At 57.7% G+C, this 18,753-nt stretch carries 11 protein-coding genes and 4 pseudogenes; 6 read left to right on the top strand and 9 right to left on the bottom strand.

Translation table 11 applies throughout. The annotated features are described in order from the left end of the window. Positions 1–43: 43 nt before the first annotated feature. The 9 genes from ACOYW2_RS09650 to ACOYW2_RS09610 form a co-directional block, all read right to left on the bottom strand. On the bottom strand, positions 44–928 hold the full coding sequence (locus ACOYW2_RS09650) for a hypothetical protein (protein WP_482770257.1): 885 nt from the start codon (positions 926–928) through the stop codon (positions 44–46). A gap of 47 nt (positions 929–975) precedes the next feature. Further along, positions 976–2,706 carry an amidohydrolase family protein gene (locus ACOYW2_RS09645; protein WP_482770256.1) on the bottom strand — a complete coding sequence of 577 codons (1,731 nt, stop codon included), beginning with the start codon at positions 2,704–2,706 and terminating at the stop codon, positions 976–978. Between the two features lie 252 nt (positions 2,707–2,958). Beyond that, positions 2,959–3,720 (bottom strand): hypothetical protein, encoded by a 762-nt coding sequence (locus tag ACOYW2_RS09640; protein ID WP_482422736.1) that lies wholly within the window; start codon positions 3,718–3,720, stop codon positions 2,959–2,961. A 96-nt stretch (positions 3,721–3,816) separates the two neighbouring features. Further along, positions 3,817–4,131 (bottom strand): hypothetical protein, encoded by a 315-nt coding sequence (locus ACOYW2_RS09635; protein ID WP_482770255.1) that lies wholly within the window; start codon positions 4,129–4,131, stop codon positions 3,817–3,819. Between the two features lie 127 nt (positions 4,132–4,258). Beyond that, positions 4,259–5,257 (bottom strand): FAD-binding oxidoreductase, encoded by a 999-nt coding sequence (locus ACOYW2_RS09630; RefSeq protein ID WP_482770254.1) that lies wholly within the window; start codon positions 5,255–5,257, stop codon positions 4,259–4,261. Continuing rightward, complete coding sequence (locus tag ACOYW2_RS09625; protein WP_482770253.1) at positions 5,254–6,618, bottom strand: hypothetical protein; 1,365 nt, start codon at positions 6,616–6,618, stop codon at positions 5,254–5,256. The genes ACOYW2_RS09630 and ACOYW2_RS09625 overlap by 4 nt, the downstream gene beginning before the upstream one ends. Before the next feature lie 22 nt (positions 6,619–6,640). Then, positions 6,641–11,119, bottom strand: coding sequence for a hypothetical protein (locus ACOYW2_RS09620; protein ID WP_482770252.1), 4,479 nt, complete (start codon positions 11,117–11,119; stop codon positions 6,641–6,643). Between the two features lie 155 nt (positions 11,120–11,274). Beyond that, positions 11,275–12,432, bottom strand: a complete 1,158-nt coding sequence (locus tag ACOYW2_RS09615; RefSeq protein ID WP_482770251.1) for a ComEC/Rec2 family competence protein — start codon at positions 12,430–12,432, stop codon at positions 11,275–11,277. A 257-nt stretch (positions 12,433–12,689) separates the two neighbouring features. Next, a complete protein-coding gene (locus ACOYW2_RS09610) occupies positions 12,690–13,712 on the bottom strand; it encodes a hypothetical protein (protein WP_482770250.1) in 1,023 nt (340 codons plus the stop codon). 957 nt (positions 13,713–14,669) lie between these two features. Between ACOYW2_RS09610 and ACOYW2_RS09605 the strand changes: the two are divergent. From ACOYW2_RS09605 to ACOYW2_RS09580, 6 genes and pseudogenes are all read left to right on the top strand, one after another. Beyond that, positions 14,670–16,283, top strand: a pseudogene (locus ACOYW2_RS09605) (retention module-containing protein); the annotation flags it as partial. Next, positions 16,210–16,494 (top strand): annotated as a pseudogene (locus ACOYW2_RS09600) (Ig-like domain-containing protein); the annotation flags it as partial. The pseudogenes ACOYW2_RS09605 and ACOYW2_RS09600, both read left to right, overlap by 74 nt. 85 nt (positions 16,495–16,579) lie before the next feature. Continuing rightward, on the top strand, positions 16,580–17,347 hold the full coding sequence (locus ACOYW2_RS09595; RefSeq protein ID WP_482770249.1) for an Ig-like domain-containing protein: 768 nt from the start codon (positions 16,580–16,582) through the stop codon (positions 17,345–17,347). Then, positions 17,337–17,687, top strand: a pseudogene (locus tag ACOYW2_RS09590) (Ig-like domain-containing protein); the annotation flags it as partial. The gene ACOYW2_RS09595 and the pseudogene ACOYW2_RS09590, both read left to right, overlap by 11 nt. A gap of 41 nt (positions 17,688–17,728) precedes the next feature. Continuing rightward, on the top strand, positions 17,729–18,637 hold the full coding sequence (locus tag ACOYW2_RS09585) for an Ig-like domain-containing protein (protein ID WP_482770248.1): 909 nt from the start codon (positions 17,729–17,731) through the stop codon (positions 18,635–18,637). Further along, positions 18,534–18,746 (top strand): annotated as a pseudogene (locus ACOYW2_RS09580) (hypothetical protein); the annotation flags it as partial. The gene ACOYW2_RS09585 and the pseudogene ACOYW2_RS09580, both read left to right, overlap by 104 nt. Between the last annotated feature and the right edge of the window lie 7 nt (positions 18,747–18,753).

Raw genomic sequence — 18,753 nt, 5'->3', positions numbered from 1 at the left:
TGAGACATATAGGCATGAGTCACTAATAGGCGACCTCTGAGAGTCATAAGACAGGCAGGGTCACACCCGCTGTCACGACCCTCTCATCGGCTGAGTTGGGTGGGATCCGTCCGTCTGCGTACCGGATGAAAAAAACCGGGTTCTTCAAAACCCATAGAGTCATGGTGCTGCTGTAGGTCAGGGCGGCGGCCAGATAGGAGACCTCGTCCTGGTCTGCCGCCTTGAGTTTGTCGTCCATGTCCCAGGCCCTGTTGTACCGTCCGTCCAGACGAAGCCCAAAGGGCATCAGGGCCTTGTGATCAAACAGCAACTCGCCGAAGGCACACTTGAGCGATGCCTCCGCCCGGAACCGGCCGTAGGTGTCTTCCTCGATGTCCGATGCCACCCCGTTGACGTACTCCCCAGCAACGATCACTGAAGGGATAAAGGAGAAGAGCCCTTCGGTTCGTATGTTGATGTAGCCGGCTTCAAAACCTGCGGCAAGGTTCTGCTCGTCAAAGGACTGGATGGTTTCGTGCCGGGCGTTGAAACCACCGTAGATGTACCCCCAGTTGCTTTTGTCTTTGCTGTCCCCCACGCCCGCATTGGGATCCATGCCCGGTGAAAAGTCAGGGGAAACCGCCTGACCGCCGAGGAGGGAAAACCCTGCGATCACCTGAGACACAAGGGCCTCGTTATTCAGGTCCTTGTCTTCAAGGACCGTGCCCTTGAGCTGAAGCTGAACAAAGGACTCTGCTTCGCCCAATTGGTGAGATTGCAAATCGGACCACGGGTAATTCACATCGTAGGAAAGGCCCAGGGTCCAGTCGCTGGAACTTTCATCGGTGGCTATTTTCGGTGAAATCTCAACAAAACGGTCCTTAGGTGAGGCATAAACAAAACCTGATACAGACATCACAAGCAAACAGGCAAGCACATATTTTTTCATCACAGATCAGCTCCTGTCGGTTATCGGGTTGTGCGCGGGCTTGAACATCAGGCCCCTTCAGTTGAAAAGTTGTAGAGTTCATCGCAAAGGGAGGCCAAATCAACAAAGACGCTCCCCTCATCGACAAGGGCTGCAATCAGCTTCTGTACGGCCATGGCGCGGTTCGCCTTCTCTTCATACGTGGCCTTGCTCTCTCGAAAGTACCGATCCATGCCTTTTGCCAGCGCTTCACATTTTCGGTAGAAAATCGCCGATGATTCAAACCCCTTGTTCCAGTACTGCAATCGGGTAACGGAAAAATAGGCGTCGGTGTAAAAATCAGCGGACGTCCTGTCTTTCTTACCCATCTGATTGTCCCTGAGATACCAGAAAAGCCGGACATGGGCCTCATTGTTGGCATTCCATCGGGCGTTGGATGTTGTGGTCGTCCAGTTCACGTCGGCGCCTTGCGCCTGCAGTTCGTCTTTGATCCAGTTTGCTGCGGACACAGGATTCATGGCCCCACGGTGGTCCTTAATGAACTGGATGTAGTGGCGCATGTTCTCCCCCCCTGTGCCGGGGGCATCGCCAAACCCCAGAAAACCACGTGGGTTGGTTGTGGTGAGCTGCCTGAACAGGCCCTCGTCATCCAGGGCTTTCTCGAAGTACTCCCAGTGACTTGCCTCGGACAGTGCTGTACGGACCAGCCAGAAATCCGTGCCGAAGAGTACCCTGCTGCCGAGGACCGGATCGCGAAGGAGCTCTTTGAGGTGACCGATGTAATGCGCCTGGCCGTTTCCCCCTTCCATGGGCTCAGTGTGAAAGGAGATGTCCGCATACACGCCCGTGTTGTCGGGATCGCGCATCAAAGACAAAATCTGGGAGGTCCAGGAGTCGGTTGGAATCTTGGCACCGCAGAGGTTTTCACCGCCGCCGAAGTGACCAAAACAGACCTTGAGCCCCTTATACTTCTTCAGGATAGGCTCCCACAATCGGGGCTCGCTGTTTCCTTGAAACGACTCCTTGGCGTAGAAGCCTCCGGGGGTACAGTGCATAAGGATCGGGATGCCGCGGGGATGACAAAAATCATACACCGCGTGCATCTCAGGAGAATCCACATCATAGCCCAATGATGGGTAGAGCTTAACCCCCACAAACCCTCGGGAGAGCAAAGCCCGCTCCATAATATGCCTATGGCCGTCCCGCAGGGGGTTCACGGCGATAAAGGGAAGGACCCGGCCCGGATACCTCAACACCTGGTCCGAGGTATCCTGTACCTGGCGCTCAAAGAGCTCCACATCGTTGCTCCCTCCGCTGGTGATATCCATCATCAGAGCAACGATGAGGTCGTCTTCGCCTAATTGCTCCATGATGTGGGCCGTCACAGCGGAGATGCCGGGCTTCAGACCGATGAGAACAAAGTCAAGGAGATCCCCGATGGTATTGTGGCGCCCGGCATCATCCCTTGAGAGGGCTTTTTTCAGTTTTTCAACAATGGCCAGGGCCCCTGCCTTGGCGATCTCATCCGCGCCAAGGAACTCAAGGGCCATGCTGTTCCCTGTATCAAGGGCCTTGAGTCGCTCTGCAAGGGCCGCCTTTTTCACGAAGGCATCTACCAGGGATTCCACCTCAGCGTACCCCCCGGCCTTTGCCAGGGCCTCTTCCAGGAGACTGCGCAGGTCGTTTTTGAACACCTCGGGAACATCCACCTCCGTTACCCGCCGCAAAAGGATCTCCAACGTCTCGCTTGAGAAAACCGATGCGAGATTGAAAATGTGGGTGTGTGCATTGATTCTCACGGTGTCTCCTTATCCCGGATATTTCATGAAAAAACAGCCAGCCAAAAGAAAAATATCATTACTTCGGATAGCTGCAATAAAAATGATAGTTATTTTCAAAATGCAAAATGTAAACCGACGTTTGCTGTTTGATTTTCTCACCCTTCGAGCGAGCTGAGTGCACCCATCTTCTGCGTTATCAGAGCTTCGAGGTAAAAAACTACATCTGCAGCTCGACGCCGAACGGCGGACCCGACTCGTGAAATATCCAGGCTATAAAGTTAACTTGTATCCGGCCAGATAGGAAACAACCTGACCTGTTTCGGGAACGGGAAGGATTCCGCATTCCCACGTATAATCATTGTCAAAGGCGCCATGAAGCGCCGAAAGCTCTGCCACCGAATAGGTCCGAAGGTGGGACACCATGCCGTCCCACAGATAGACAAGGGGCACCACCGGGACACAGAGAGTCCAGAACAGTCGGTCCAGGGACACAGGCCTGATCCTCAAGGTGAGGACCAGCACCACCAGGGGGGAAAAAAGCATCCCCGCCAGGGTAGAAAACCGTCGCCGGGTAAACTCGAACAGACAAACAGCCCGCCCCTGGGCCACCGCCTGTTCCAGGATGGTGACGGCGTCCCGAGGGGGAAAGTGATGGAAACAGGTGAAAAGGGTGAGGTCGCCCTTCAGGGACGGCGGAATGCGCAGCGCATCCACGGGGCCTGGATAGGCGATTAACCCCGGAGGAAGGGTGCCTCCCCCTTCCGCACTCGGATATTTATCCGTAAGGATCACGGATCGCCCCTGGAGCTTCTTGTCTGCCATCCAACGTTTCCACGGCCCCGACGATCCCGAGCAGAGGTCGATCACCGGCCCTTGGGGGCGATGCGCCAAAACCCGGTTGAGCATGGGGAGCACCACATCGTAGGTGCCGTCCCAGTCCATTTGGCACTGCAAGAGGTCCGTCAGGTAGTGCCTGAGCCGTCGGGGCAGCCACCGCTGGTCTGAAAATTCAAAAAGATGGCGACGTTTCATCAGGAAAACTCGTATCGGCCGGGGGAGAGAATGTGGTTGGGATCGAACACCCCCTTCAACGCCCTTGCCAGGGAGGCGTTAAGCGGTGACGGTGTCTTATCCCATGCTCTGGATACCCAGCCTGTAGGGCAGATAGCCGTGCTCATAAAGTGAGGCCAGAAGCGCGTCGTAACAGGCCATGGCCTTGTGGTCTTCACCGGCAATATCCCGGTCGTAGACGATGCCCGCCATGACATAGAGGTACCGGGTACTCATGAACCGAAGGGTCACCCCGGCCTCGAAGCCGTGGGCTGTCACCACGTTTTCCACGATATCCAGGCAGAGCCTCACATCCTCGTTGCGAAACGGCACCACCGGAACGCACCAGATGGTGCCGCACCAGTCGGCATCCGGGTCCGGGTCATGCGGCATTGTTTTTTTCCTCCAGTAAAAACGACCTTGAAGCCGGTTTGCATCTCCGGGTTATAAAAGGCATTCAGCTCATTGACCTCGCCGATGAAAAATCATGGTGTAAGGGAAAGCTCACGCATCACCTCCGTCAAGCTGTCTTTTCCGTCCGCTTCGTTAAAGGCCTCGATGCAGCTCTCCGTCCGCTCCCTTCCAGGCGCCTCTGGATCCCGCTTCGGCACGCCCCGGGCAAGGGCGTCCGGCCCCCGGCCTCCTGCCACGGGTAGGTGTCCAAAAAGGAGATCAGGCGCAGGTCGTTGAACAGGGTGCAGCAGCCCCCGAGGACCTGCCGTTGCTTAAGCTGCCGGATGCGGGTGAGGACCTTCGGGAAATCGGCGCTCTTCGGCAGTGAAAACGCCAAGTACCTGAAGTGCTCGGGGAACGGGTCCACATACAGGGTCATCTCGGTGACGATGCCGTAGTTGGACTGGGTAAACAAGCCGCCCATGGACGGCCCCAGCCCGTGCCGATAGAGTTTTCCGGTTCTCACATCCCCAAAACGGGAGTGGCCGCCATGGACCCATGTGCCGTCGGCCAGCATCACCTTAAGGTTGGCGATGTTCTCCCACATGTCGGGCCGGGGACCGGGCACCAGGCCGCGCTCCATGGTCACCCCGGTGATACTGGCATGGGCCGTGTTGCCCGGGCAGTTCAAAAAATGGGCGGCACCGTGGGCCTTGAAAAAATCGTTGAGCCGGGCAAAGGTCACCCCCGGTTCCACGGTAACGGTACCTAACGCTTTATCGTAGTCGGTGATGGCCGTCAGCCTGGAGAGCCTGATGACCGTGCAGTTGTCCGATACTGGAGCCCCCGAGCCGTACCCCCAATTTTTTCCGGTGCTGATCACGCTCACGGGGCAGGCATGCCGATGCGCCACCGCCATGCACTGCTGCAGCTCAGCCACACTGCCCGGGCTGACAACGGCAGCAACCCTGTTGGGCTGGGGAAAGGTGGCCCAGGCCGCGCGTCGGAGCGCTTTTTCCTCGGTCTCCACATGCGCGTCGCCGACAATGGCGCGCCACTCGTCCAGGGCCCGATCCAGGCCGCCTGGGTGACCGGATGCCGTGTGATGTTCCGTAAATCCTCTCAACGCATTGTACCCCTTTGCTGCCTTCGTGCATCGTTGAGCTTATCCTGGGCCGCGGTCCGTTTGGCGGCGGCGTCCTCATGGGCCCTTCGGACCATCTCCTCTGCCTGCTGACGCTTGGCTTCGATATGCTGGTTTTTCTGTTCCCGGGCCCGGGCCACATCACGGGCAGCGGCCCCTTGCGCGTCCGCACGTTTGCGCATGTTCTCCTTCCTGGTCGCTGCAGCCTGCGTTCCCGCGTCTTCAACGGCTTTCTGCGACGAACGGATCTTGTTCTGCTTGTCCTCGTGGGCCGTGGCAATACGTTCTGATGCTTGCTGATCGGCAGCTTTCTTGTCGTCTGCGGCTTTGAGGCGGGCGGCGGCCCTGCCCGCAAGGGCATCCTGGAGTTCAAGGCTTGTGGCCTTGATATTCAGGCTCAGGCCCCACCCCTGGTTGTCGGCTCCCAGGGGCATCACCTCCTCCACAGTGGCGGATTGGCTGTCGCAGCGCTGAAGGACCGTGCCCTCCCCCGCCTTGTTGATAAAATAGACGTCCCCCAGCACATCATCCACGGCCATGCCCTTGTTGATGTACATGGGTTCCACGGCGCAGACCCTTTGCGGGTTGCTGCCGTCCAACCCGGCCTTCATGATCTGCTTAAGCTCTTCATCCATCCAGTAGAGACGTCCCCGCCCATGGTCCAGGGCCACGTAGGTGGGCTTGGGCGACACCTCGGGGGTGATCACCGCCGCCATGTCGTCGTTGCCGGTGGCCTTCATGACCCGATGCCCGTCGGCCCAGTAAAACACATGGGTGCCGTCCTCGCGGGTGATCATGGCCAGCTTCATGTACTTGAGCTCCCCTGAAAACCCATAGATATCCAGGACAGGTCTCATGGCCTGTGAGCCGTTCAGATCGCCCTGCATGATGCAGGAAAAATTGGAAATCCAGAACAGCTTTCCATTTTTTGTATCCAGGGCAAGGGATTGCGGGGTGTTGGCATGGAACACCGCCTGCTTGTCCGTGCCGTCCAGGTTGGCCGACATGATGACGCCCCGGTCCGGTACGGCCCAGTAGAGGCGTTTGGCCCGGCTGTCCGCCACGATGTCGGATACCAGGGTGTTTTCTTCATGGATGGAGGCAGGCGGTGCCTCCGACACGGGTTGCCAGCACCGGACCTCCCGGGACTGGTTGAATCCGAAGGCAAGCACGGGTGCCTGCATCCACTTGGCCTTCCTGTGGGAATCGGCCAGGTCGTCCCGGGCCTTGAGGTGGGCTGCGTCTGTCTCGTTTTTTGCCTTGTCGTGCGCGTCGGCAATTGTTCGGGCTTTATCCTGCGTTGCAAGCAGAACGATTCTCTGGGTCTCTCCCATGGTGCTCATTGTTCGACTCCATCTGCCTGGATCAGTACTTTGAAATTTTATGCCACACTTTTTTTGCCGCTTTTTTCACGGCGTGGGCCACGGCCTCTGCAGCTTTTCTGGCTTCCTCTTGCACTTTTCTGGCGAACTCTGCCACCTCATCCAATATCCTTCTCGCCTCTTCTTCGATCTCGTCTGCGATGCGCTCTGCTTCCTCGGCGATTCGCCTTGCCTCCTCTTCGGCCTCCTGCATCAGTTTCTCTGCTTCCCGGGCTGCCTCCTCGCCAATGTGCGCCACCTCTTCGGCTGCTGCCTGCCCGATATGGGCGATCTCTTTTTCGACGGCCTCAACCTCTTTTGCCACGGCCTCTTCAACCTTTTTCACCTCCTTGGCCGCCTCGTTAAAAACCGCCTCCGCCTCTTTACCGAGTTTTTCCACCTCGGCGGCAGCGGCCTCCGCGATATGGGCCACGGCTTCTTCGCCGGCCTCGGCGATCTTCTTGGCTTCGGCCCCGATTTTTTTGGCCTCTTCTTCGGCTTCGTGGGCAGCGATCTCAGCGGTTTTTTTGGCGTCGTCGATGATTTTTCCTGCTTCCTGGGCAGCGGCTTCCCCGATCTGTTCCACCTCTTTGGCGGCTTCCTTGGCGATTTTTTCTGCCTCTTCCAGGCCCTCTTTCAAAATCGCGCCGAGATCAGCCACCAACGCCTTGAAGATGTGCGCGGCCTCTTTGCCCAGTTGTTTCACAATGGCTTCGGGGAGCTTGGCCATGTCTGTGAAGGAGGCGTCCAGGGTCAGGGTGGGCATGGTCAGGGAAGAGCCTTCGAATTCAAAGGAGCCGTCCACCTTAAGCTCGAACCCTTTGGGATCGACGGAAAGGGCAAGGTCTGTGAGAAACCCGACATCGAGGTGGATCGTGCCCAGGTTCACCCCGAGGACAACCAGGGGGCCGATGTCCGCCTTCAAGGCGAGGTTGAATCCGGCCGATGCGGAAAAGCCCGAGGTGGATTTCAGGGAACATGCCAACTTGAAATCGGCGATGGCGCCGATGGTGTACTCCAACTCGAAGCTCATCCCCTTGTCCGAGATCTCCACGTCGATCTCTTCGCTGTACAGCCCCAGGAGATTGGCCCGGATGCTCGCCGCAAAATACGGTGAGCGTAAGGTATTGAACTGCAAAAAGGGACCGCCCGGAGGAATCAACCGGTAGGTCCGGGTCTCACGGGGCGACCGATCGGTGCTCGGCGGGAACCGGTCCACGGTCTCCCACTGGCCGTTGACGTAGACCTGATTGACCGTAACCCCTTTTCCCCGCCCCGTGATGGAGACCCCCGGCAGGTTGATGGGCGGCATCTCCGCGTCCCCGGAGATCCCCTGGGAGGCCTTGACCATAAGCCCCGCATGGGCGGCAAACCCGTAGATATCGATAAAACCGTTGAATCCGAAGCCCTGGGAGGCCAGGGTCCCGTCCGGCAGATACTGATCGCTTTCGGACCAGTAGATCGTCAGGTCGGACATCTGGATGTCGTTGATAAACGGAGGAAGGCTCACGCTGGTATCCAGGCAGGCGGTGACCAGATCTTCCATGGAGAGTTCGGCGATGTGGCAATACAGAAGGGTCGGGTTGGGCACCTCCCCTTCAAGGTCGAGCACCACGGCGAATTTGTCGTCCCCCACAGGCTCGCCACCGATGTGGAACTGACCTTCGAGCCCCAAGTCAATGCCCGGGGGTTCCCATATGGCCCCAAACTCCACGGCCATGGCGTCCAGCTTGATCCCGGGGAGCCCCATGGGAGCGTCAAGGGATGCCGGAACCGGTGTGCCGTCCGGTCCGGGAAGGCTTGCGGAGACGTCCAGCATGGCCTCGATTTCCGCGTCGGTAATGCCGATGCGACCGATGGCGTAAAGGGTCTCTTTTCCCGATGAAATGGAAAAGGGAATCTGGATATCCCCGGAAACAGAAAACGAAAGCGGGCTGCTGGTAAGCTTAACGGCCGCATCGCCAAAGGCAAGCTTGGAACCCCCATGGCCAGCGATGACAACATCGCCCTGGAGCTTGGCCTCAAGATCCACCGCATCGCGGGTTTCATCGATCTCGCAAGCCAAGAGCAACTTAGGCTCCGGCAGGATGCCCCCCAGGTGTTTCACCCGTGCATCACCGGTGTGCTGGTTGAAATCGATGGTGCAGCCCAGGTTGATCCCTTTCACCAGCGTCATGCCTTTGTTGGTGCCGTTGGCCGGAGCAAGGGCAAAGGTTTTGTTTTTCGGCAGTCCGGGAATGGTGAAATTGTTGAGGGCCAGGCTGGAGACGATGAGGCATCCATGCTCAAAGTCCAGAAAATCGAAGGGTGCCATCAGCTTGCCCACTGTCCCGGGGATGTCGCTAAATCGCCAGGCATCGGGCAGCATGAGCCCGAAGATCACCTCCCAGGACTCGGACACGGTCTGACTGGCTTCCCTGGCCGTGTTGTCGAAGATCTTCCCGACCTGAATAAACCCTTCTCCAAGAGAACAACTGTCCACAACTGCCGTCAGCACCTCTTTGGTGGCGTTGTAAGCAAAGGAAACCGCCTTGAGGGAAAGGTCGATGCCTTCCGGAAGGGTGAGGGAGTCGGGTACGCCCATGGTCGACAGAAAATCATTGATGGAAAGGGGCTTTCCCGTGCCCTGACGCCACTGCCCCTCGATGACATGCTCTGCCTTTCCAAAGGCGTAGCTCAGCTCGAACACGGCATGGGTCACCTCAAGGTCTGCGGAAAAACGCCCGCTGAATCGGCGTTTCCCTGTCTGCGGGTCCACAACAGACGAGCACGCCACCCGGGCATCCAGGTCCAGATTGACGTTGCACAGGGGCACGGAGGCCTTGGTGAGGCACTCTCCGGAAAAATCAAAGGCCTTGCTCTCCGTATGGAAGGTCAGATCCAGGTCCTTTAAGTCCACCTCCGGCACCGAGGCCGGCAGGGTCGGAAGGCCGAATGTGGTGAGGAGACCGTCCACAAACGCACTGAGATTGATTTGGCTCTGCCGGGCCGCGCTGCCGCTGAACACCCACCCCTTGGTGTCGGTATCGTGGGTTGCCTCCAGGTCGAAATCGATGCCCGCCAGGATCAGCTGGCCGTCGAACCAGGCATTGGTTTGATCTTCGTGGTGATCGATGGAAAAGCCGATGCCTGTCAGGGCCACGGGAAAATGGGCATTTACCAGGGGCCAGTCCCCCTTGGCGATGCACTTTACCGCGTAATGGTCAGAGGCCACATCCATGTCCAGGCCGTAGATGTCTATTTCGGGGATCTCGTTGTCGGTGCCGAGAAACAGGTTCGTCAACTCGCCCAGATTGAGAACCGTCCCCCCCTTGAGATATGCCTGGGCCTCCCATGCCGGGTAGTGGGCATGGATACACACCGTTCCCCTTGCTGAGATAAAATCCCCGGACACGGCAACAAAGGGGCTCTTTTCCCCAAAGGGATCTCGAATGGCAAAATCAAACGCCACATTCGCCGCCTGGATCTTCTGCTTTGTCTCCGGCAATGAGAGGACGGTCCAGGGGTTGGTGCTGTTCACCTTGATGGAGATCAACACTATTTTTTTCTGCCGGAGGTCGTAATCAAAGGCAAATTGCGACACCTTGACCACCTCTTCGATGGAAAACCCGTGCTTTGGAAGCAGCCCGGAGAGCCCCGCATGGTTGACCAGCACCTCCAGTTCATCCAGGGCCGCATCGATTCCGTCGTTGATGTCCGCGCTGAACCGAATGGGCGTGTCCACATTGGAGATCTCCACGGAGAGCGGAAGGGTATGCTCGACGCCCCGTGCCTTAAAGGGAATGGTCGTGGTGAGACGGAGAAAAGGCACCGACACCGTGGTGTTGTCAAAGCCGTTTTCATATTGATGGATCCCCACGGCGCACCCCACCGTGCACGACTTGGCGATCAACAGGTCCACAGGTCTTATCTCAGGCCCTTTAAACACCACATCGCTGAGCTTCGCGCCGTTTTTCGCGTAGCCAAGGGTCCCGTCAAGGGCAACGGAGGATTCCCCCAAAAGCTCCGCCAATGACGGCTGGGTGGCCTTCAAGTCCATCAGAGCGTGAAAAGCCATGGCAGGTGCCTCGGGGTTGGTTTGGTCCGAGGCCAGGGTCAGGATGGGTGCAGATGTTTGCTCCAGCGTGATGCGGTCCCCCAACGTCCCTTTCAGATCGGGAATGACCCCGGACAGGGCCACCCCTTGATCTACCTTGGCGGTGAGTGCCACGGAGGCGTTGCCGCTGCTGTCCAGCCCAAAGGTCACCTCCAGGAAGAACGGGTGAAAAGGCGCATCGATTCCTTTGCCCGCAACGGTGATGCCCTTGTCATCTTCCCGGACACTTTCCGTTGAAGAGTCCAGGGTTAGTTTGAGGACGCTCTCTTTGAAATAGGCGGAAGCCAAACGAGAAACCGACTCTGAGTGAAGCAGGCTTGTGTCCAGATTAAATGCGCCCGGTGTGATGCTTTTTCGGACAATGTTTTTCAGGTCTTGGATATCCATCACATACGTTCCCTAATCAGGATATTTCATGTGAAAGCAGTTAGCCAAAACGGCAACCACATAATTTCGTATAGTTACACGAAAACTGTCAGCTATTTTTGCAAATACAAAATGTAAATCAGCGTTTGCTGTTCTAACCCTTCGGGCGAGCCGTGCTAAGGCAAGGTATAACCAATGGTTCCGTACACACCGGTTTCCGCGATCTCTTTGGATGAGGTTGTCCTGTACAGATAAAACCCGTTACTGGTTACACCGTAAAAATTGTTGGCTCCGGCTTTGGCAGGCTTGTCCAACCAGAAAAACGTGCCGCTGTTGTTGTTATGCACTGTAAAATGACTCTTCCAGTGAGCGACGATTGCGCTGATATCGCTATAGGTCAGGGGGTTGGCCAATTCATGGTTGGACAACCAGTAGTCAATCACGATTTTGCTTGGATTAAGCTTTGGACAGCTCAGCCAATTGCTCAGGACGCTGTACCTGGGAAGATGGAAGGTATCGTTGAGCATGCCGACGCTAACGTAAAGATTCTCCGGGTTGACCAGCTGCCTGAAGGCGGGCCTCGAATCACATTCCGCACTGCCGTGGTGGGGTATCTGGAAGAGTTCGAGGTCGGAGATTGTCTTGGATTTTTGAAAGGTCGTACCGAGATAATCCTGTGTGGAAAGGGTTGCGTCCCCGGTAAGCAGAATTTTCCTGGTATCAAACTCAATGAGGGTCACAAGGCTGGCCGAGTTGGTCTTGTCCGCATCACTTTTGGAATACGGAGGCACATTGCCCGCGATCACAGAGACGGCCCATTTTTTCTTCTTTGGGGTGATGCCTGAGATAACCGGATAGCCCGACGTGGTGAGCGCCGTTGTCACAGGGACCGGGGTCGGATGGGACAGGTCCCAGGTTTTGCTCTGTTTGGTTGCCGCGTTGAGGGTCACCTCCACCAACTTGGGGTAACCAAAGCAATACCCATAGATATGGCCGCTGACGCTGTTTTCCTTGTACCTGGCCAGGGGGCTCTGATCGTTGTAGCTCATGCTGAAAACCACCTGGTTGACCGCCAGGAACGTCTTGGATTTGTAGTTGTAGAGCATGTTGACGACCTGATTGTAATGGTCTCGGTCAGGATGCGTCAAAATAAGTGAATGCAGAGGGTTGCCCTTCAGGGCAGCATTCAGCGAGCTATTGGCCTTGTTGAAGGCGTCCACCTCCAGATGGGCGCTGCACCCGCAGTCCACCATGACGACATTGCCGTCCGGGCACTTGATGATGGCGCAATCCCCCTGCCCCATATCCACAAACTTGATTTGAAATTTTTCCATGCCGTGTGTTCCGTATTAACCGTTGATACCAAAGAGCCTCATGGCCCGGATATCCGCAAAAACAGCCGAACAAGTAAAAAATCAATGATCACAGAAAATAGCTATCAAGCCATTTATTCGGATCAAAAAACAACATATCGCCTGTTTTGCTTTCACACTTCGGATGGGTTAAATGAACCCAACCCTGTGTTATCGGAGCCTTGCCCATAGGCAAATCCGGCCCGTGAAATATCCGGGTTCGTCAGGGCCGCAGGTGTTTACTCAAAAAAGACCTGCGCATCCCCCATGGTCACGAGCTGCCCTGCGCTGGTGTGCTCTTCCGTAAGGTTAAAGGCCTCCCGGGGCTCGGCGTGGAGGGCAAGGAGCTTATGGTTTGCCTCCTGGGCATCATTCAAGTTGTCCCCGCCGACAATTTTCATGTAATTGGGCGTCACACTTCCCCCGGACGGCCAGGGCACGTTTTCAGGCAGGGTAATGGTCACCACCAGATTGCCTTCGAAGTTGGCCGGGAGCGTGGATTCGGTGTAGAGAAACTCCATCTCATCGCCGGAGAGCACCTTGGTGGCGTTGATCTGCGGATACGGTCCCGTGGCCCCGCAAGCCAGGTTGACAACCGTCCCCTTGGGCATTTTTGCGCACTTGGCCATTACCGCGTACTTCTCCTCAAACCCATCGAGATTGGCAAACGTGAGCAGGTAGGTCGTCGTCGGGATGGTCTGGGGTTTCTGGATAAACACGTTTCGCCAGGCAATGGCCGGATTGTTTCTGACCCAGTTAACAAACCCGCCGGACGAATGAAAATCGTCGGGAATGGGGTTGGGGTGTTTTTCCGTCACGATCTGGGACACAAGGCAGTAGTGCCAGCCCCGGGGCTGCGGGGGAGCATTCCATAAAAAAGTGTTGTCCCCGAGCACCCGCTCGTTGTGGATCCGTGCTGAAAATTTTGGCTGTGAGCCTCCCGAAGACGGCAGGCTGTTGTAACGCCAGTCCTGGGGACGCAGTAAAATGGAACTCGGCGCATTATAGAGGTAGACCTCCCCTTCGGCCACGTTGGGGGCCTTGTTCGTGCCACGGACGTAGATGTAGTTGTAACTGCCCTGAACGATCTCCCCCCCTCTGTCGCGATCCCAGTCGTTTTGCACAAGGTCCAGGGGCTCGGCCAGGGGTTGTGTGCCCACGGGCACGATATCGGGCGACATGCATAAGCATCGGTCGGAAGATGGGATGAACCCCTGGTCGTCCATGGTATCTCTCATGAATAAATCGTTGTAACCACCCATGTACTTCTCCTTACATCTTGGAATATTGCAACATCACGACAAAAAACGGCTTGTCCTCTTATTTCTCATTTTATCATTGCGCATACCCGTTTATCCCGGATATTTCACGAGTTGAGTTCACCCATATTCAAGGCATCAGAGCTGCAGATGTAGTGGTTTACCTCAAAGCTCTGATAGCGCAGAAGATGGGTTCACCCGGCTCGCCCGAAGGGTGAGAAAATCAAACAGCAAACGTCGATTTACATTTTGCATTTTCAAAGTAGCTGACATTTTTATTGTAGCCATCCAAAATCATAGTATTTTCTTTTTTACCGATTGTTTTCTCATGAAATATCCGGGTTATCTCCGGCGCGGTGTATCCATGATTGATTTCCCCATCCCAATAATGATCGCATGAACGACAAGGCTTCAGACCGCCTATACCCTTGGAAGTATGGTTCGATTTGCTCTGTATTTAAAAGAAGGTAGATTTTTGTTTTCTCACCTTTTCGGACATGATGGTTGCACAATCATCGCAGCAGTGTATTTCGGCCCCACAACAAAGGCATCCTACACGGATTCATTGAAGGAAAGTTTTTCTTACATCGTCAGAAGAATAATTACAAGAAGACAAGCACAAAATATCTAACTTAACAAATCCAACCCAACATTCTTTAGCCTCTCTGCATGGAGGGTTAGGGTCAAATCTTATCTAATCCCAACCCATACGACGCGCTTCAGAGAGAGCCCATCCCTAAGCCAAATAACAAACCACCCTTCTCACCAATCAAACCGACAAAAAAGGTAGTCAAGCTACGTTACGCGTATTCCTTTAAAGCCAGCACCTGTACCTTGGTACATTTTTTTATCCATAAAAATGAAATACAACGGGTATACCTGTGAAAGGCTTATGCCCACGCAGGCTGGACAAGCAAGCAACGCTTCAGCGTATTTATATTTGTGTTATCGGAGGACAATATGGCTCAAGTCGGTATCATCACATCCCTTTCCGGATCTGCTACAGCAAAGACACCCCAGGGAGACACACGTATCCTGGCACCCGGGGACACCCTGCATGAAAATGAGGTCATTGAGACCTCCGAAGGTGCCGTGCTGTCCATTCGCCAGAATGACGGAACCCTTCTGGAGCTTTCTGAAAACTCAACCCTGGTTCTGGATGAGACCGTCACAGAGACCGTTGACCCTCTGGATGCCGTCATCAGCGAAGCCGAGGCCATGCAACAGGCCCTTGAAAGCGGCGACGAGATCGATGACATCGAGCAGGACACCGCCGCGGGTGAAGAGATCCCCGACACCCATGATTTTGAACTGGCATCCCTCGATGGCGACCAGTCCAGCGGAGAAATCGGGAGTTATCTCATCGACTCCGACACCGACACAAACACTGCAGCAACCACCTACGACCCGTTCAATGTCGACGACGAGAACCTGCCTCCCCTCGTTGCCCCGACATTGAGCCTGTCCACCGACATCACAGCCGACGACATCATCAACGCCTCCGAGGCAGCCTCCACCCTGACCATCACAGGCACCGTGGTCGGTAATTTCCCCACCGACGCCACCGTAACCCTCACCGTCAACGGCACCGACTACCAGGGAACGGTCAATGCCGACGGCACCTTTGCCGTGGATGTGGCAGGCTCCGACCTCGTCCAGGACCCGGACCACACCATCGACGCAAAAATCACGGTAACGGATTCAGCGGGGAATACGGCGACTGCGACGGCGAGTGAGGGGTATGAAGTTGATACCGTCGCTGACGCTTCCGAGGTTCGCATCGCAGATTCCGGTAACGACGGTGTGATAAGCTCCACGGATGACCTGGGCCACACCCAGCTGTCCGGTTCCATCGAGGCCGGCGGTCGTATCACCGGGCTCACCATCTCCGACGGCGACACCACCATCACCCTGCACGAGGGCGACTACACCCTTCTGCCCGACGGCACCTGGACCGCCAACGTGGATGTCTCCTCGTTCAACGACGGCACCCTGACCGTGACCCTCGATGCCGAAGACGCAAGCGGCAACACCGCTGAACAAGCCAGAGGCACGATTATTAAAGATACCGTCACCGAGGTTGCCGTTGACACCATTGCCGACACAAGCGACAACACGCCTCAGATCACCGGCACAGGCGAGCCCGGATCCACCATCACCATCATGGACGGCGACACCCAGGTTGGCACCGCCACCGTGGGGTCCGACGGCAAGTGGACCGCGGAGCTCGATACCCTGACCGACGGCTCCCACACCTTGACGGTCACCGCCGAGGACGCCCTGGGCAACACCAACACCACCAGCTCCGGGGCCTTTACCGTCGATACCGTCACCGAAGTGGCCGTTGATACCATTGCCGACACCAGCGACAACACGCCCCAGATCACCGGCACCGGCGAGCCCGATCTCACCATCACCATCATGGACGGCGACACCCAGGTTGGCACCGCCACCGTGGGGTCCGACGGCAAGTGGACCGCAGAGCTGAGCACCCTTACCGATGGCTCCCACGCCCTCACGGTCACCGCCGAGGACGCCCTGGGCAACACCAAGACCACCAGCTCCGGGGCCTTTACCGTCGACACCGTCACCGAGGTGGCCGTCGATACCATTGCCGACACCAACGACAACACGCCCCAGATCACCGGCACCGGCGAGCCCGGTATCCACCATCACCATCATGGACGGCGACACCCAGGTTGGCACCGCCACCGTGGGGTCCGACGGCAAGTGGACCGCAGAGCTGAACACACTCACCGATGGCTCCCACACCCTCTCGGTCACCGCCGAGGACGCCCTGGGCAACACCAAGACCACCAGCTCCGGGGCCTTTACCGTCGACACCGTCACCGAAGTGGCCGTTGATACCATTGCCGACACCAGCGACAACACGCCCCAGATCACCGGCACAGGCGAGCCCGGGGATCACCATCACCATCATGGACGGCGACACCCAGGTTGGCACCGCCACCGTGGGGTCCGACGGCAAGTGGACCGCAGACCTTGATACCTTGACCGACGGCTCCCACACCTTGACGGTCACCGCCGAGGACGCCCTGGGCAACACCAAGACCACCAGCTCTGGGGCCTTTACCGTCGATACCGTCACCGAGGTGGCCATTGATACCATTGCCGACACCAGCGACAACACGCCCCAGGTCACCGGCACCGGCGAGCCCGACGCCACCATCACCATCATGGACGGCGACACCCAGGTCGGCACCGCCACCGTGGGGTCCGACGGCAAGTGGACCGCAGAGCTGAACACACTCACCGATGGCTCCCACACCCTCTCGGTCACCGCCGAGGACGCCCTGGGCAACACCAAGACCACCAGCTCCGGGGCCTTTACCGTCGACACCGCCACCGAAGTGGCCGTTGATACCATTGCCGACACCAGCGACAACACGCCCCAGATCACCGGCACAGGCGAGCCCGGATCCACCATCACCATCATGGACGGCGACACCCAGGTCGGCACCGCCACCGTGGGGTCCGACGGCAAGTGGACCGCAGACCTTGGTACCTTGACCGATGGCTCCCACACCCTGACGATCACCGCCGAGGACGCCCTGGGCAACACCAAGACCACCAGCTCCGGGGCCTTTCCAACCTCCACCACCCAAGCTGGCCGTTGATACCATTGCCGACACCAGCGACAACACGCCCCAGATCACCGGCACAGGCGAGCCCGGATCCACCATCACCATCATGGACGGCGACACCCAGGTCGGCACCGCCACCGTGGGGTCCGACGGCAAGTGGACCGCAGACCTTGGTACCTTGACCGATGGCTCCCACACCCTGACGATCACCGCCGAGGACGCCCTGGGCAACACCAAGACCACCAGCTCCGGGGCCTTTACCGTCGACACCGTCACCGAAGTGGCCGTTGATACCATTACCGACACCAGCGACAACACGCCCCAGGTCACCGGCACAGGCGAGCCCGGCGCCACCATCACCATCATGGACGGCGACACCCAGGTTGGCACCGCCACCGTGGGGTCCGACGGCAAGTGGACCGCAGAGAAGCCGATACCCTCACCGATGGCTCCCACACCCTCACGGTCACCGCCGAGGACGCCCTGGGCAACACCAAGACCACCAGCTCCGACGTCTTTACCGTCGACACCGTCACCGAGGTGGCTGTCGATACCATTGCCGACACCAGCGACAACACGCCCCAGATCACCGGCACCGGCGAGCCCGGATCCACCATCACCATCATGGACGGCGACACCCAGGTTGGCACCGCCACCGTGGGGTCCGACGGCAAGTGGACCGCAGACCTTGATACCCTCACCGACGGCTCCCACACCCTCACGGTCACCGCCGAGGACGCCCTGGGCAACACCAAGACCACCAGCTCCGGGGCCTTTACCGTCGACACCGTCACCGAAGTGGCCGTTGATACCATTGCCGACACCAGCGACAACACGCCCCAGGTCACCGGCACAGGCGAGCCCGGCGCCACCATCACCATCATGGACGGCGACACCCAGGTCGGCACCGCCACCGTGGGGTCCGACGGCAAGTGGACCGCAGAGCTCAATACCCTCACCGACGGCTCCCACACCCTCACGGTCACCGCCGAGGACGCCCTGGGCAACACCAAGACCACCAGCTCCGGTGCTTTTACCGTCGACACGGCCACCGAAGTGGCCGTTGATACCATTGCCGACACCAGCGACAACACGCCCCAGATCACCGGCACCGGAGAGCCCGGCGCCACCATCACCATCATGGACGGCGACACCCAGGTCGGCACCGCCACCGTGGGGTCCGACGGCAAGTGGACCGCAGAGCTGAACACACTCACCGATGGCTCCCACACCCTCTCGGTCACCGCCGAGGACGCCCTGGGCAACACCAAGACCACCAGCTCGGGCCTTTACCGTCGATACCGTCACCGAGGTGGCCATTGATACCATTGCCGACACCAGCGACAACACGCCCCAGGTCACCGGCACAGGCGAGCCCGGCGCCACCATCACCATCATGGACGGCGACACCCAGGTTGGCACCGCCACCGTGGGCTCCG

This window comes from Desulfoluna sp. CLI2B (assembly GCF_056847375.1).
The sequence above is the reverse complement of the archived record's forward strand: the minus strand, read 5'-3'. Positions and strand labels throughout refer to the sequence as shown.

Coding starts and splice junctions, on each gene's coding strand:
- ACOYW2_RS09650 (WP_482770257.1), bottom strand. CDS start 928: ATGAAAAAATATGTGCTTGCCTGTTTGCTTGTGATGTCTGTATCAGGT.
- ACOYW2_RS09640 (WP_482422736.1), bottom strand. CDS start 3,720: ATGAAACGTCGCCATCTTTTTGAATTTTCAGACCAGCGGTGGCTGCCC.
- ACOYW2_RS09635 (WP_482770255.1), bottom strand. CDS start 4,131: ATGCCGCATGACCCGGACCCGGATGCCGACTGGTGCGGCACCATCTGG.
- ACOYW2_RS09625 (WP_482770253.1), bottom strand. CDS start 6,618: ATGAGCACCATGGGAGAGACCCAGAGAATCGTTCTGCTTGCAACGCAG.
- ACOYW2_RS09620 (WP_482770252.1), bottom strand. CDS start 11,119: ATGGATATCCAAGACCTGAAAAACATTGTCCGAAAAAGCATCACACCG.
- ACOYW2_RS09615 (WP_482770251.1), bottom strand. CDS start 12,432: ATGGAAAAATTTCAAATCAAGTTTGTGGATATGGGGCAGGGGGATTGC.
- ACOYW2_RS09610 (WP_482770250.1), bottom strand. CDS start 13,712: ATGGGTGGTTACAACGATTTATTCATGAGAGATACCATGGACGACCAG.